Origin of the sequence: Knoellia flava TL1 (genome assembly GCF_000768675.1) — a bacterium.
GTDB lineage: Bacteria > Actinomycetota > Actinomycetes > Actinomycetales > Dermatophilaceae > Knoellia > Knoellia flava.
The window spans coordinates 1-13,156 of sequence record NZ_AVPI01000004.1 but is presented as its reverse complement, the minus strand read 5'-3'; the positions used below and the strand labels follow the sequence as shown (position 1 = coordinate 13,156).

Genomic DNA, 13,156 nt, shown 5'->3' with positions numbered 1-13,156 from the left:
TTCCCGGACATCCTCGCTGGCGTGGGACGTCCCGAAAGGGCAATCAGTCGAAACGGGTCAGTCGGTGCCGAACTCCATGGCGGCCGCGTCGAGCGCGTTGTCGTCGGGCCCGGAGGCCGCCGGGTTGTCGGTGATGCGGTCGTAGCCACCGGCCGGCAGGTCGCCGAAGAGCGTGCCGTTCTCGACGAGGAGCTGGCCCTGGTCGACCGGCTGCTCGGCATAGAGCTCGAGCTTGGCCCGGCTGTCGGCGATGTCGAGGTTGCGCATCGTCAGCTGCCCGATCCGGTCGAGCGGCCCGAAGGCGGCGTTCTCGACCCGCTCCATCGACAGCTTGTCCGGGTGGTAGCTGAAGTTCTCGCCCCGGGTGTCGACGATCGAGTAGTCGTCGCCGCGCCGCAGCCGCAGGGTGACCTCGCCGGAGACGACGGACGCGATCCAGCGCTGGATGGCCTCGCGGAGCATGAGGCTCTGCGGGTCGAGCCACCGGCCCTCGTAGAGCAGGCGGCCGAGGCGGCGGCCCTCCGCGTGGTAGTTCGCGATCGTGTCCTCGTTGTGGACGGCGTTGAGCAGCCGCTCGTAGGCGATGTGGAGCAGGGCCATGCCCGGCGCCTCGTAGATGCCCCGCGACTTCGCCTCGATGATCCGGTTCTCGATCTGGTCGGACATGCCGAGGCCGTGGCGCCCGCCGATGGTGTTGGCGAGGTCGACGAGGGCGACCGGGTCGAGGGACTCGCCGTTGATGGCGACCGGGCGACCCTGGACGAAGCGGACCGTGACGTCCTCGGACTCGATGACGACCGAGGGGTCCCAGTGCTTGACGCCCATGATCGGCTCGACGATCTCCATCGACTCGTCGAGGTGCTCGAGGGTCTTGGCCTCGTGCGTCGCGCCCCAGATGTTGGCGTCGGTCGAGTAGGCCTTCTCGGCGCTCGCCCGGTAGGGGAGGTCGCGCTGGGTGAGCCACTCGCTCATCTCGTGCCGGCCACCGAGCTCGCTGACGAAGGCCGGGTCGAGCCACGGCTTGTAGATCCGCAGGTCCGGGTTGGCGAGCAGGCCGTAGCGGTAGAACCGCTCGATGTCGTTGCCCTTGAACGTCGAGCCGTCGCCCCAGATCGAGACGTCGTCGGCCTGCATGGCGCGCACGAGCAGGGTGCCGGTGACGGCGCGGCCGAGGGGAGTGGTGTTGAAGTAGGTCTTGCCACCGCTCCGGATGTGGAAGGCGCCGCACGCGAGCGCGGACAGGCCCTCCTCGACGAGCGCGCTGCGGCAGTCGACGAGCCGGGCCACCTCGGCGCCGTAGTCGCCGGCCCGGTCGGGCACGGTGTCGATCTCGGGCTCGTCGTACTGACCGAGGTCGGCCGTGTAGGTGCAGGGAACGGCGCCTCGCTCGCGCATCCACGCAACGGCGACGGAGGTGTCGAGACCTCCGGAGAAGGCGATGCCGACGCGCTGGCCGACGGGAAGGGACGTGAGGACCTTGGACACGTTGCAAGACTATACATTCGAGCGCATAACCACAAATCCCTTCGTATGCCGTCGTTCGCCGGACGTGCCCCGGTCACCTGTCGTCCACGTCCTCGACAGGCGGCATCACCCGAACCGCCCTACGTTGGCGGACATGATGAGACCTCTGATCTCCGTAGTCCTCGCGGCCGGTGTGGCCCTCACGTCCGTCGCGGTGACGGCTCCCGCCGGAGCCGACGCACCCCCGTCGTCGAACGGGCGGGCGAAGCTCACCGAGCCCCTCGTGCACGCCCACCGCGGCGCGTCCGGCTATCGCCCCGAGCACACCCTCGCCGCTTACCGGCTCGCCGTGCAGCAGGGCGCGGACTACATCGAGCCGGACCTCGTCATGACGAAGGACGGCGTCCTCGTCGACCGCCACGAGCCCGAGATCGGTGGCACGACCGACGTCGCCGCGCACCCTGAGTTCGCCGGTCGTCGCGTGACCAAGATGCTCGACGGCAGGGCGACGACCGGCTGGTGGGTGGAGGACTTCACTCTCGCCGAGCTCAAGACGCTGCGGGCCGAGGAGCGGATCCCGGCAGTCCGCACCGAGAGCGCGAGCTACGACGGCCGGTTCGAGGTGCCGACGCTGAGTGAGGTGCTCGCGCTGCGCGAGCAGCTGAGCGCCGAGACCGGCCGCACGATCGGAGTCATCCCCGAGATCAAGCACTCGACCTTCCTCCACGATGCGGGCTTCGACCCCGAGGTCGCCCTGCTCGAGGAGCTCGAGGCGTTCGGGCTCAACCGGCCCAACGCCGCCGTCTGGGTGCAGAGCTTCGAGCTCACCCCTCTCGTCCGGCTCGACGACGAGCTCGGCTACAAGGCCAACCTCGTCTTCCTCGTGAGCGCGAGCGGCCGGCCCTACGACCTCGAGGCCCAGGGTGACCCGCGCACCTACACCGACCTCATCGCACCGGCGAGCCTCAAGCAGCTCGTCAAGGACGTCGACGGTCTCGGCGTCGAGAAGAGCCGGGTCATCCCGCGCCGCAGCGACGGCACCCTCGGCACGCCGACCTCGCTCGTCACCGACGCGCACCGGGTCGGGCTCGACGTCACGCCGTGGACCTTCCGCGCCGAGAACCAGTTCCTCCCGGTCGACTACCGCGTCGGCACCGACCCGGCCACGCACGGCCGCATGGGTGACGAGGTCACGAGGTACTTCGAGGCCGGCGTCGACGGCGTCTTCTGCGACCAGCCCGACATCTGCGTCGCTGCCCGCTCGGAGTTCCTCGCCCGCTGACCCCTGACAGATGTCACGGCGAGGTCGTGGCGTCCGGCACTGTCACCGACACCGGTCCGCGGCGGAGCCTTGATGCATGACCTCACCACAGCACCCGGCCGTCGAGCTGACGGCCATCACCAAGTCGTTCCCCGGCCGCGCGGGCACCGTCCGCGCGGTCCGGGGGATCGACCTCACGATCGCGACCGGCGAGGTCGTCGCCCTGCTCGGACCCAACGGTGCCGGCAAGACGACGACCCTCGACCTGCTCCTCGGTCTCACGACACCCACCTCCGGCGAGGTCAGGGTCCTCGGCGGGTCGCCGCGCGAGGCCGTGCGCGCCGGCCGCATCGCGGCCGTCCTCCAGACCGGCGGGCTCCTTCGCGACCTCACGGTGCGCGAGACCGTCGAGCTCGTCGCGAGCACGTATGCCGTCCACGTCCCGGTCGAGGACGTCCTGCGCCGCGCGAGCCTGACGGCGATCGCCGGGCGCCGCGTCTCGCTCTGCTCCGGCGGCGAGCAGCAGCGTCTCCGCTTCGCGCTCGCCCTCCTGCCCGACCCCGAGCTGCTCGTCCTCGACGAGCCGACGGCCGGCATGGACGTCGCCGCCCGCCGCGCCTTCTGGGACGCGATGCACGCCGAGGCCGCACAGGGCCGCACCGTCGTCTTCGCCACGCACTACCTCGAGGAGGCCGACGACTTCGCCAGCCGGATCGTCCTCGTCGCGGGTGGCCGGGTCGTCGCCGACGGGCCCGCGGACGTCATCCGCTCCACGGCGCTCGGCCGCACGGTCGCCGCGCGGCTCGCCCCCGAGGTGGTCGGCCCCGCGGCCACCGAGCTGCGCGCCCTCGCCGTCGTGCACGACGTGCGCGTCGACGGCGACCGGCTCACCGTGACGACGGCGGACTCCGACGCCGTCGCACGCATCCTCCTCACCACGCTCGACGCCAGGGACGTCGAGATCACCACCGGCTCGCTGGAGTCGGCCTTCCTCACCCTCACCGGGTCGACCCCGTCGACCGGGTCCACGACCCCCGCCACCGAAGGAGCAGCGGCATGAGCGCCATGACGACCACGCGAGGCGAGCGGACGGCATACGCACGGATCGAGCTGCGGCGGACGCTGCGCAACGTCGTGGCGATGTTCTTCGTCGTCGGGCTCCCCGGCTTCATGTACCTCCTCTTCGGCGCGAGCGCGGGCTACTCGCAGGAGCGCGCGGGCAACGGCAACGTCGCCCTCTACGTGATGATCTCGATGGCCGCCTACGGCGCGGTGACCGCGACCGTCGGCATCGGCGGCTCGGCCGCGGTCGAGCGGATGCAGGGGTGGGGCCGCCAGCTCGGGCTCACGCCGCTGCGCGACAGCACCTACGTCGCCACCAAGGCGCTCGTCGCGCTGGCCGTCGCGGCCCTGCCGATCCTCGTCGTCTACGTCCTCGGGCTCCTCACCGGTGCCGAGGGCACGCCCGGCGCGTGGCTGGGCAGCGCGGTCATCCTCGTCGTCGGGGCCCTGCTCTTCGCCCTCTACGGGCTCGTCTTCGGGCTGGCGTTCCGGTCGGAGGCGGCGGTCTCGGCGGCGTCCGGCTCGCTCGTCGTCCTGGGCTTCCTCGGCAACATCTTCTTCCCGCTGAGCGGGGTGCTGCTCGACGTCGCCCGGTTCACCCCCCTCTACGGCTACGTGTCGCTCGCCCGCTACCCGCTCACCGAGGGCTCGGTCATCGATGCCGACGGGAACCTCGCCTCCGAGGCGCTGTGGATGTCGGTGGCTAACGTGGCGGCGTGGACGACGATTCTCGCGGTGCTCGCGACCTGGCTCGTGCGACGCAGCCGCGGACGGCAGTGACCGGCCCCGGCTCGGCGGCGAACCCGCCCGTGGCCCATCCCTGGCAGCGCTGGGGATGGGTCATGGGCGGGGTCTGGCTCGTCTTCCTCGCCTTCCCCGTCGCCGGCGTGGTCGACAGCGGCGCGAGCCGCCCACGGGTGGTCGCGGGGGTCGCCCTCTTCGTCCTCTTCGCGGTCGTCTACCTGCACGGCTTTCAGGCGATGGGCCGTGCCCGCTCCGAGCGCGAGGTGGTCCGTGGCGGACTCGCCCACCTCGGCGTGCTCGTCGCGATCTGCGTCGTGATCCACGCGCTCGTGGGTTCGGCGTCGGTGGGCGGCGGGCCCTACCTCGTCGCGCTCGCGATGTTCGTCCTGCCGATGTGGGCGGCCGTGGGCCTCACCGTCGTCGTCGTCGGGCTCACGCTGTGGCTCACCTCGGTCTCGAGCGAGCTGGCGGACACGTGGTACCTCCCCGGCATCGTCATCCTCGTCGCCGTCGTCACCGCCGTGGTGCGGACCATCGAGCGGCGCAGCATCCTGCACGACGAGCTCGCCGCCGAGCTCACCGTGTCGGCGGAACGAGACCGGCTCGCGCGCGACGTCCACGACGTCGTCGGGCACACCCTCACGGCGATGAGCCTCAAGGCCGACGTCGCCGAGCGGCTCGTGGCCGCCGACCCGGAGCGCGCGCGGCGCGAGATCGCCGAGGTCGCCGCCCTGAGCCGGCAGGCGCTCGCCGAGGTGCGTGCCGCCGTGGGCGGCATCCGTTCCGCCCGGCTGGACGACGAGATCGCCTCTGCCGCACGGGTCCTCGCCGCCGCCGGGATCACGGCGCAGCTGCCCGAGGACCTCACCGTCGTCGACCCGCGCCACCGTGTCGTCCTCGCCTGGGTGCTGCGCGAGGCGGTCACCAACGTCGTGCGCCACAGCGGAGCCTCCGTATGCCGCGTGGCCCTGGGCCCGTCGTCCCTCACCGTCGAGGACGACGGACGGGGACCTTCGGGGCTGCGCGAGGGCAACGGGCTGCGCGGCGTGCGCGAACGTGTCGACGCCGCGGGGGGAGTGCTGCGAGTGGCCGACGCGGCCCCGGGCACGAGGCTCGAGGTGACCCTGTGAGCGACGTCGGACCGGTCATCCGGGTCCTCGTCGCCGACGACCAGGCGCTGGTGCGTGGTGCGATCGTCACGCTGCTCGACCTCGAGCCGGACCTCACCGTCGTCGCCGAGGCGGGGCGTGGGGACGAGGTGCTCGCCCTGCTGCCCGAGCACGAGGTCGACGTCGCGCTCGTCGACGTGGAGATGCCCGGCCTCGACGGCATCGAGGTGTGCCGGGCCATCGCTGCCTCGGGCCTGCCGACGCGGGCCCTCGTCGTGACGACGTTCGGACGCCCCGGGTTCGTCCGCCGGGCGCTCGAGGCGGGTGCGGCCGGCTTCGTCGTGAAGGACACCCCCGCCTCCGAGCTCGCTGCCGCCGTGCGGCGGGTGCACGCGGGGGAGCGGGTCGTCGACGGCGCACTGGCGGCCGAGTCGCTCATCGAGGGCGCGAACCCGCTCACGCCGCGCGAGCAGGACGTCCTGCGGGCGACGCTCGGTGGTGCGCCCATCGCCGTCGTGGCGCGCGCCGTCCACCTCTCGGAGGGGACGGTTCGCAACCACCTCTCCTCGGCGATGGCCAAGACGGGCACGTCGACCCGAGGCGAGGCGGCCGTCCACGCCCGCGACCGCGGCTGGCTCTGAGAGGCGAGCGGACGGCATACCCGCCCTGCTTGGGTCAGGCAGCCCGAGCGAGCCACATCGTGGTGAGCGACGCAGCCAGGCGTGGCTCGCTCTCCCACCTGTGGCTCGCTCGCCGGTGACGGGCGCACGGAAGGCGTGGCACGGCATACGAGAAGCGGCTGCGCCCGCCACCACGGAGGGTGACGGGCGCAGGCGACCGTGGGGCGAGGGTCAGGCGTCGCCGCCCTCGTTGCCGCTCGTGCCGGCGCGAACGTCGAGGAGCTGGTACTTCTCGGCGGCCTTGCCGGGGACGTCGGCCGGGACCTCTCCACGCGCGGCGAGCACCTGGAGGGTGCGGACCGCGAGCGAGGGGCCGTCGACGTGGAAGAACCGACGCGCGGCCGGACGGGTGTCGGCGAAGCCGAATCCGTCGGTGCCGAGCGAGTGGAACTCGCCGGGGACCCACTGGGCGATCTGGTCGGGGACGGCGCGCATGTAGTCGGAGGTCGCGAGCACCGGGCCCTCGACGTTCTTGAGCTTCTGCGCGACGTAGGGGACGCGGGCCTCGTTCTCCGGGTGGAGGAAGGCCTCCTCGTCGCACGACAGGCCGTCGCGGCGGAGCTCTCCCCAGGACGTCACCGACCAGACGTCGGCCGCGACGCCCCAGTGGTCGGCGAGGAGCCGCTGCGCCTCGAGCGCCCACGGCACGCCCACGCCGGACGCGAGCAGCTGCGCGCGCGCCGGGGTGTGGGTCCAGCTCGACGTGTCGGCCTTCTCGAGGAGGTACATGCCGCGCAGGATGCCCTCGGTGTCGACGCCCTCGGGCTCGGCCGGCTGGACGATCGGCTCGTTGTAGACGGTGAGGTAGTAGATGAGGTCCTCGGGGCTCTCGCCGTACATCCGCTCGAGACCGTCGCGCATGATGTGCCCGATCTCGTAGCCGTAGGCCGGGTCGTAGGCGACGACGGCGGGGTTGGTCGAGGCGAGCAGCGGCGAGTGACCGTCGGCGTGCTGCGTGCCCTCACCGGTGAGCGTCGTGCGACCCGCGGTCGCACCGATGAGGAAGCCGCGGGCCATCTGGTCTGCGGCCGCCCAGATGGAGTCGCCGGTGCGCTGGAACCCGAACATCGAGTAGAAGATGTAGATCGGGATCATCGGCTCGCCGTGCGTCGAGTAGCTCGTCGCGGCGGCGGTGAAGGCGGCGACCGACCCGGCCTCGTTGATGCCGAGGTGGAGGATCTGGCCCTGCTCGGACTCGCGGTAGCTGAGCATGAGGTCGTGGTCGACCGGGGTGTAGTTCTGCCCGTGCGGGTTGTAGATCTTCAGCGTCGGGAAGAAGCTGTCCATGCCGAACGTGCGGGCCTCGTCGGGGATGATCGGCACGATGCGCTTGCCGAACTCCTTGTCGCGCATGAGGTCCTTGAGCAGCCGGACGAACGCCATCGTCGTCGCGATGGTCTGCTTGCCCGAGCCCTTCTTGACCTGCTTGTAGGCGTCGTCGCCCGGGAGCGAGATCTGGGTGTACTTGCTGCGGCGCTCGGGGATCGGTCCGCCCAGCGCGCGACGACGCTCGAGCATGTACTGCAGCGTCGGGTCGTTCTCGCCGGGGTGGAAGTACGGCGGCTGGTAGGGGTTCTCCTCGATCTGCGCGTCCGTGATCGGCAGGCGCAGGACGTCGCGGTAGCCCTTGAGGTCGTCGACCGTCATCTTCTTCATCTGGTGCGTCGCGTTGCGGCCGGCGAAGCCCTTGCCGAGCGAGTAGCCCTTGATGGTGTGGGCGAGGATGACCGTCGGCTGCCCGGTGTGGTGGACCGCGGCCTGGTAGCCGGCGTAGACCTTGCGGTAGTCGTGGCCACCGCGCTGGAGGTCGTGCCAGATCTGGTCGTCGGTGAGGCCTTCGACCATCTTGCGGGTGCGCGGGTCGCGGCCGAAGAAGTGCTCGCGGACGTAGGCGCCGTCGTTGGCGCGGAACGTCTGGTAGTCGCCGTCGGTCGTCGTGTTCATGATGTGCCGCAGCGCGTGGTCGCGGTCGGCAGCGAGCAGCGGGTCCCAGCCGCGGCCCCAGATGACCTTGACGACGTTCCAGCCGGCGCCCCGGAAGAACGCCTCGAGCTCCTGGATGATCTTGCCGTTGCCGCGGACCGGGCCGTCCAGCCGCTGCAGGTTGCAGTTGACGACGAACGTGAGGTTGTCGAGCTCCTCGTATGCCGCGAGCTGCAGGAGACCGCGCGCCTCCGGCTCGTCCATCTCGCCATCGCCGAGGAAGGCCCAGACGCGCTGGTCGCTCGTGTCCTTGATGCCACGGCCGTGGAGGTACTTGTTGAACTGCGCCTGGTAGATCGCGTTCATCGGGCCGATGCCCATCGACACCGTCGGGAACTGCCAGTAGTCCGGCATCATCCGCGGGTGCGGGTAGGACGACAGGGCCCGGATGCGGCCGTCGACGAGGTGGCTCTTCTCCTGGCGGAAGCCGTCGAGGTCGGTCTCGCCGAGGTGGCCCTCGAGGAAGCTGCGGGCGTACATACCGGGGGAGGCGTGGCCCTGGAAGAAGATCTGGTCGCCGCCGCCGGGGTGGTCCTGGCCCCGCCAGAAGTGGTTGAAGCCGACCTCGTAGAGGGTCGCGGCCGACGCGTAGGTCGAGATGTGGCCGCCGACTCCGACGCCCGGGCGCTGGGCGCGGTGCACCATGACCGCGGCGTTCCAGCGGATCCAGCGGCGGTACTGGCGCTCGACCTCCTCGTCACCGGGGAACCAGGGCTCCTGCTCCTGGTCGATGGTGTTGACGTAGTCGGTCGCGGTGAGTGACGGGACCCCGATCTGGTTCTCGCGGGCGCGCTCGAGGAGGCGCAGCATGAGGTAGCGCGCCCGTTGCCGGCCACCCTCGTCGATCACCTGGTCCAGCGAGTCCAACCACTCCGAGGTCTCCTCGGGGTCGATGTCGGTGAGGCTGCTCGGGAGGCCATTGAGGATCGGGCCGGCTTCCTCGCGAAACGTCACGACGATGTCCCTTCTGCTTGCGGATTCGACCAAGAGGTCGTCCCGACCATCCTGTCACTCGGGAGTGGCCGTCGTCACACGCGGGTCGGCTGGCAGGCTGTGGCCATGACCTCCGCGCTCGACCCGGACGCCGTGACCCTCCGCGGGGACGAGCTGCCGTGGCGCCCCGTGAGCCCCGCGCTGCGCACCGTCCGGCTCATCACCCTGTCGGTGTGGCTCGTGCCGTTCGTCCTCGCCTTCGTGGTCCTGGCCGTGCTCCTGTGGCCGTGGTTCTGGATCGGCGCCGTCGTGGTCGCCGCCCTCCTCGCGTGGGGGGTCTGGCTCATCGGCCGCCAGGTGTCGGCGATCTCGTGGATCGAGCTCCCCGACGAGATCGTCATCCGCAAGGGCCGCGTCTTCCGGTCGCTCGTGAGCATCCCCTACGGCCGGCTCCAGTACATCGACGTCCAGTCCGGGCCGCTCATGCGCTCCCGGGGGATCGCGTCGTGCGAGTTCCACACCGCATCGCCCGAGAGTGGCGGAACCCTTCCGGGCCTTCCGCTGGAGGAGGCCGAGGCGCTCCGTGGTCGTCTCGCGGCCCGTGGCGAGGCGCAGCGAGCAGGCCTGTGACCGAACAGGATCCGCGTATGCCGGTGTCGGACCCGCGAATGCCGGCGCCGGACCCGCGTATGCCGGCGGCCAACCCTGGGCTGCCCCGTCAGGTCGTGCCGGAGTCGCGTCCGGGGTCGAATACCCCGCTCAACGAGTGGCAGCACCTCCACCCGCTCTCGCCGCTCGTCCGCGGGGGCGTCGTCGGCATCGCCGTCATCGGTTATGCCGCGACGCAGTTCGTCGACGACCTCTTACGCGGCATGGGTGGCGGCGAGCCCGAGGACCCCTCGGAGGGCGGCATCCGCGACGGCCTCGGGTTCCTGCTCGACCACCCGCTCGCGACGAGTGGCGTCCTGCTGCTCGCGCTCCTCGTCGTCGGTCTCGTCGGCTGGCTCTCGTGGCGCTTCGCGAAGTTCCGGGTGGCCGCCGGGCAGATCGAGCTGCGCAAGGGGTGGCTCTTCCGTGAGCACCGGCAGGTGCCGCTGGAGCGGGTCCAGGCCATCGAGATCAGCCGACCGTTGCTCGCCCAGCTCACCGGCCTGTCGCAGGTCATCGTCCAGTCCGCGGGCGGCGGCGACTCGCACCTCAAGCTCGCCTTCCTCGGCGCCCGCCGCGCCGACGAGGTGCGCCGCGAGCTCATCGCGCTCGCGGGCCGCCGGGACGAGGTGCGCCCCGCGGTGCGCGTCGACGGCACCGACCCGAGCGGCGCCACGCCGAGCGGCACCCCCGCCACCGCCTCGGTCCCCTCGGCCATCGACCCCGCCACCGGCCGACCGGCGACCGTCCCGTCGACCGGCCTGCTCGACCCCGACGAGGGTCGAGAGGTGCTGCGCGTCCCGAACTCGCGGCTCTTCGTCGCGACGATCCTCCACGGCGGCACGATCTTCCTGGGCGCGGTGGCGCTCGTCGCAGCGAGCCTCGCGCTCGCGGCATACGGGTCGTCGCTCGAGGTCCTCACGGGTGCCGCGATCGCGCTGCCGGCCATCGGACCCTTGGCGTTCGGCATCGTGGTCAACCGCGTGGGTGAGCTGCTCAAGCACGGCAACTTCCGCCTCGGCGACACGGGCACGGCCGCCCGGGTCCAGCACGGGCTCACCGACAAGCGCACGACGACGATCCCCCTGCACCGCATCCAGGCCGTCGCCATGGTGCAGCCGCTGTGGTGGCGCCCGTTCGGGTGGTGGCGCGTCAACGTCAACGTCGCGGGCATCGGCCACGACCCGACGGGCGAGGCCGGTGGTGACGACACGACCGTCCTGCCCGTGGGGACGCTCGACCAGGCGCTCGAGGTGCTCGCGCTGCTCGACCCCGTCATCTCGGCCGACGACCTGCGTCAGGCGGCGCTCGGTGAGGGCGGCGAGCCCGGCTGGACGACGGTCTCGGAGCGAGCCCGGTCCCTCGACCCGCTGGGCTGGCGCCGCAACGGGTTTGCCGTGTCCGCGCACTCGCTCATGGTCCGCACCGGCCGGCTGTGGCGGCGCGTCTCGGTCATGCCGCACGCCCGCGTCCAGTCGCTCACCCTCTCGCAGGGCCCTCTCGACCGGCGCCTCGACCTCGCGACCGTGACCCTCGTGTCGACGCCCGGACCCGTGTCCGTGCAGGTCCAGCACCTGGAGGCGGGCACCGCGGCGGGCCTGCTGCGCGACGAGGCAGCGAGGTCGCGCGCCGCACGGCAAATCTCGGGAAGCGCTTGCACGACGCCCGAGGTTCCTAGTCAACTAGAGCCCCCACCACCACACGAGGAGAGGTAGCCGACCGTGAACACCCCCGCAGCACCTGCCGCCGAACCCGGGTCCGACGGCTCGGGCACCGTCGGACGCCTCGGCTTCGTCGCCGAGCAGATCGTGCAGGAGCTCGGCTGGGACGAGGACGTCGACGACGACTTCCGGTTTGCCGTCGAGGACGTCATCGGTTCCGACCTCGAGGACGACGACTACACGGGCGAGACCGACGCAGTCCTCCTCTGGTGGCGGGCCGGCGACGGCGACCTCACCGACGCACTCGTCGACCTCGTCGGGGTGCTCCAGGAGGGCGGCTTCGTCGTCGCGCTCACCCCCAAGAACCGCGAGAACGGCGCGGTCGACCCGTCCGAGATCGACGAGGCGGCCGGCACCGCTGGCCTCCACACCGCCGGCGCCTTCCACGCGTCACCGGACTGGCGGGCGACCAAGCTCGTCGCCCCCAAGGGACGCCGCTGACCCCTCCTGCGGCAGACTGCTCGTCATGGACGACGTGCTGACCGGCCTTCCCGTGGGGGAGCAGGCCCCGATGTTCACGCTGCGTGACCAGAACGGCCAGGACGTCTCGCTGGCCGACCACCTCGGTGACCGCCACGTCCTCCTCGTCTTCTTCCCGTGGGCCTTCTCGGGCATCTGCACCGGCGAGCTCACCGAGATCCGTGACAACCTCGGCGCCTTCGTCACCGAGGACGTCCAGGTCCTCACCGTCTCGTGCGACGCGATGTTCTCGCTGCGGGCCTACGCCGACCGCGACGCCTACTTCTTCCCGCTGCTCTCCGACTTCTGGCCGCACGGCGAGGTCGCCCGCGCCTACGGCGTCTTCGACGAGAAGGCGGGCGTCGCCCGCCGCGGCACCTTCCTCATCGGGCCCGACGGGGTCATCCGCTGGTCGCTCGTCACCGCTATCGGCGAGCGTCGGGACTTCAGCGGCTACCACGACGCGCTCGCCCGAGCCTGACCGAGTCGCGGGGCCGGGCCGGGCCCGGTCCCGACTCCTGACACAATGGGCGACCGCACACGGCCGGGCGCCGTGTCGGGGCCTGTAGCTCAGTTGGTAGAGCACCGCGTTTACACCGCGGGTGTCGTCGGTTCGAGGCCGGCCGGGCCCACGTGACCGCCACCCTCCGGGACGTCGTCGACGTCCTCGACCGCCTCTACCCGCCCGCCACCGCCCAGTCCTGGGATCAGGTCGGCCTCGTGACCGGCGACCCGGAGCAGCCGGTGGAGCGTGCCCTCCTCGCCGTCGACCCGACGCTCGCGGTCATCGACGAGGCTCGCGAGCTCCACGCCGACCTCCTCGTCACACACCACCCGCTCCTCCTGCGCGGTGTCCACTCGGTCGCGACGACGAGCGCCAAGGGGGCGAGCGTCACCGGCCTCGTCGTCGGCGACATCGCCCTCTACGTCGCGCACACCAACGCCGACGTCGCGGCCGCCGGGGTCGCCGAGGCCCTCGCCGCCGCGGCGGGACTGCAGGACACCCGGCCCCTCGCGGTGGTCGAGGACCAGCCGCTCGGCCGCGTCGGGCGCCTCGCCTCGCCGACGACGCTCGGCGCCTTCGCCACCGCC

Annotated in this window: 12 protein-coding genes and 1 tRNA gene; 11 read left to right on the top strand and 2 right to left on the bottom strand. The window is 71.7% G+C overall.

What is annotated here, in order from left to right; all coding sequences use genetic code 11:
• Positions 1-57 precede the first annotated feature (57 nt).
• Complete coding sequence (argG, locus tag N798_RS02730) at positions 58-1,485, bottom strand: argininosuccinate synthase (RefSeq protein ID WP_035946093.1); 1,428 nt, start codon at positions 1,483-1,485, stop codon at positions 58-60.
• 133 nt (positions 1,486-1,618) lie between these two features.
• On the opposite strand from argG, the gene N798_RS02725 reads away from it, so the two are divergent.
• From N798_RS02725 to N798_RS02705, 5 genes are all read left to right on the top strand, one after another.
• Positions 1,619-2,746 carry a glycerophosphodiester phosphodiesterase family protein gene (locus tag N798_RS02725; protein WP_188450344.1) on the top strand — a complete coding sequence of 376 codons (1,128 nt, stop codon included), beginning with the start codon at positions 1,619-1,621 and terminating at the stop codon, positions 2,744-2,746.
• A 76-nt stretch (positions 2,747-2,822) separates the two neighbouring features.
• Positions 2,823-3,785, top strand: coding sequence for an ABC transporter ATP-binding protein (locus N798_RS02720; protein ID WP_052116843.1), 963 nt, complete (start codon positions 2,823-2,825; stop codon positions 3,783-3,785).
• A complete protein-coding gene (locus tag N798_RS02715; RefSeq protein ID WP_229708290.1) occupies positions 3,782-4,567 on the top strand; it encodes an ABC transporter permease in 786 nt (261 codons plus the stop codon). Before N798_RS02720 ends, N798_RS02715 begins: the two co-directional genes overlap by 4 nt.
• Complete coding sequence (locus tag N798_RS18590; protein ID WP_229708287.1) at positions 4,504-5,661, top strand: sensor histidine kinase; 1,158 nt, start codon at positions 4,504-4,506, stop codon at positions 5,659-5,661. Before N798_RS02715 ends, N798_RS18590 begins: the two co-directional genes overlap by 64 nt.
• Positions 5,658-6,281 (top strand): response regulator transcription factor, encoded by a 624-nt coding sequence (locus N798_RS02705; protein WP_035946091.1) that lies wholly within the window; start codon positions 5,658-5,660, stop codon positions 6,279-6,281. The genes N798_RS18590 and N798_RS02705 overlap by 4 nt, the downstream gene beginning before the upstream one ends.
• A gap of 210 nt (positions 6,282-6,491) precedes the next feature.
• On the opposite strand, the gene aceE is transcribed toward N798_RS02705, so the two are convergent.
• Positions 6,492-9,257: a pyruvate dehydrogenase (acetyl-transferring), homodimeric type gene (gene aceE / locus N798_RS02700; RefSeq protein WP_035946090.1), complete on the bottom strand. Its 2,766-nt coding sequence runs from the start codon at positions 9,255-9,257 to the stop codon at positions 6,492-6,494.
• Between the two features lie 105 nt (positions 9,258-9,362).
• On the opposite strand from aceE, the gene N798_RS02695 reads away from it, so the two are divergent.
• From N798_RS02695 to N798_RS02670, 6 genes are all read left to right on the top strand, one after another.
• Positions 9,363-9,866 carry a PH domain-containing protein gene (locus tag N798_RS02695; protein ID WP_035946166.1) on the top strand — a complete coding sequence of 168 codons (504 nt, stop codon included), beginning with the start codon at positions 9,363-9,365 and terminating at the stop codon, positions 9,864-9,866.
• 17 nt (positions 9,867-9,883) lie between these two features.
• Positions 9,884-11,599 (top strand): PH domain-containing protein, encoded by a 1,716-nt coding sequence (locus N798_RS02690; RefSeq protein WP_084100022.1) that lies wholly within the window; start codon positions 9,884-9,886, stop codon positions 11,597-11,599.
• Between the two features lie 6 nt (positions 11,600-11,605).
• Positions 11,606-12,046 carry a DUF3052 domain-containing protein gene (locus tag N798_RS02685; RefSeq protein WP_035946088.1) on the top strand — a complete coding sequence of 147 codons (441 nt, stop codon included), beginning with the start codon at positions 11,606-11,608 and terminating at the stop codon, positions 12,044-12,046.
• Positions 12,047-12,071: 25 nt separating this feature from the next.
• Positions 12,072-12,545: a peroxiredoxin gene (locus N798_RS02680; RefSeq protein ID WP_035946086.1), complete on the top strand. Its 474-nt coding sequence runs from the start codon at positions 12,072-12,074 to the stop codon at positions 12,543-12,545.
• Positions 12,546-12,623: 78 nt separating this feature from the next.
• Positions 12,624-12,696 (top strand) — tRNA-Val (locus N798_RS02675).
• A 1-nt stretch (position 12,697) separates the two neighbouring features.
• Positions 12,698-13,156: Nif3-like dinuclear metal center hexameric protein (locus N798_RS02670; RefSeq protein WP_035946165.1), on the top strand; the 459-nt coding region annotated here is incomplete at its 3' end.

What these genes read in the sequence shown, in the direction of transcription:
- N798_RS02725 (WP_188450344.1), top strand. Translation starts at nt 1,619, where the DNA reads ATGATGAGACCTCTGATCTCCGTAGTCCTCGCGGCCGGTGTGGCCCTC.
- N798_RS02720 (WP_052116843.1), top strand. Translation starts at nt 2,823, where the DNA reads ATGACCTCACCACAGCACCCGGCCGTCGAGCTGACGGCCATCACCAAG.
- N798_RS02715 (WP_229708290.1), top strand. Translation starts at nt 3,782, where the DNA reads ATGAGCGCCATGACGACCACGCGAGGCGAGCGGACGGCATACGCACGG.
- N798_RS02695 (WP_035946166.1), top strand. Translation starts at nt 9,363, where the DNA reads ATGACCTCCGCGCTCGACCCGGACGCCGTGACCCTCCGCGGGGACGAG.
- N798_RS02690 (WP_084100022.1), top strand. Translation starts at nt 9,884, where the DNA reads ATGCCGGTGTCGGACCCGCGAATGCCGGCGCCGGACCCGCGTATGCCG.
- N798_RS02680 (WP_035946086.1), top strand. Translation starts at nt 12,072, where the DNA reads ATGGACGACGTGCTGACCGGCCTTCCCGTGGGGGAGCAGGCCCCGATG.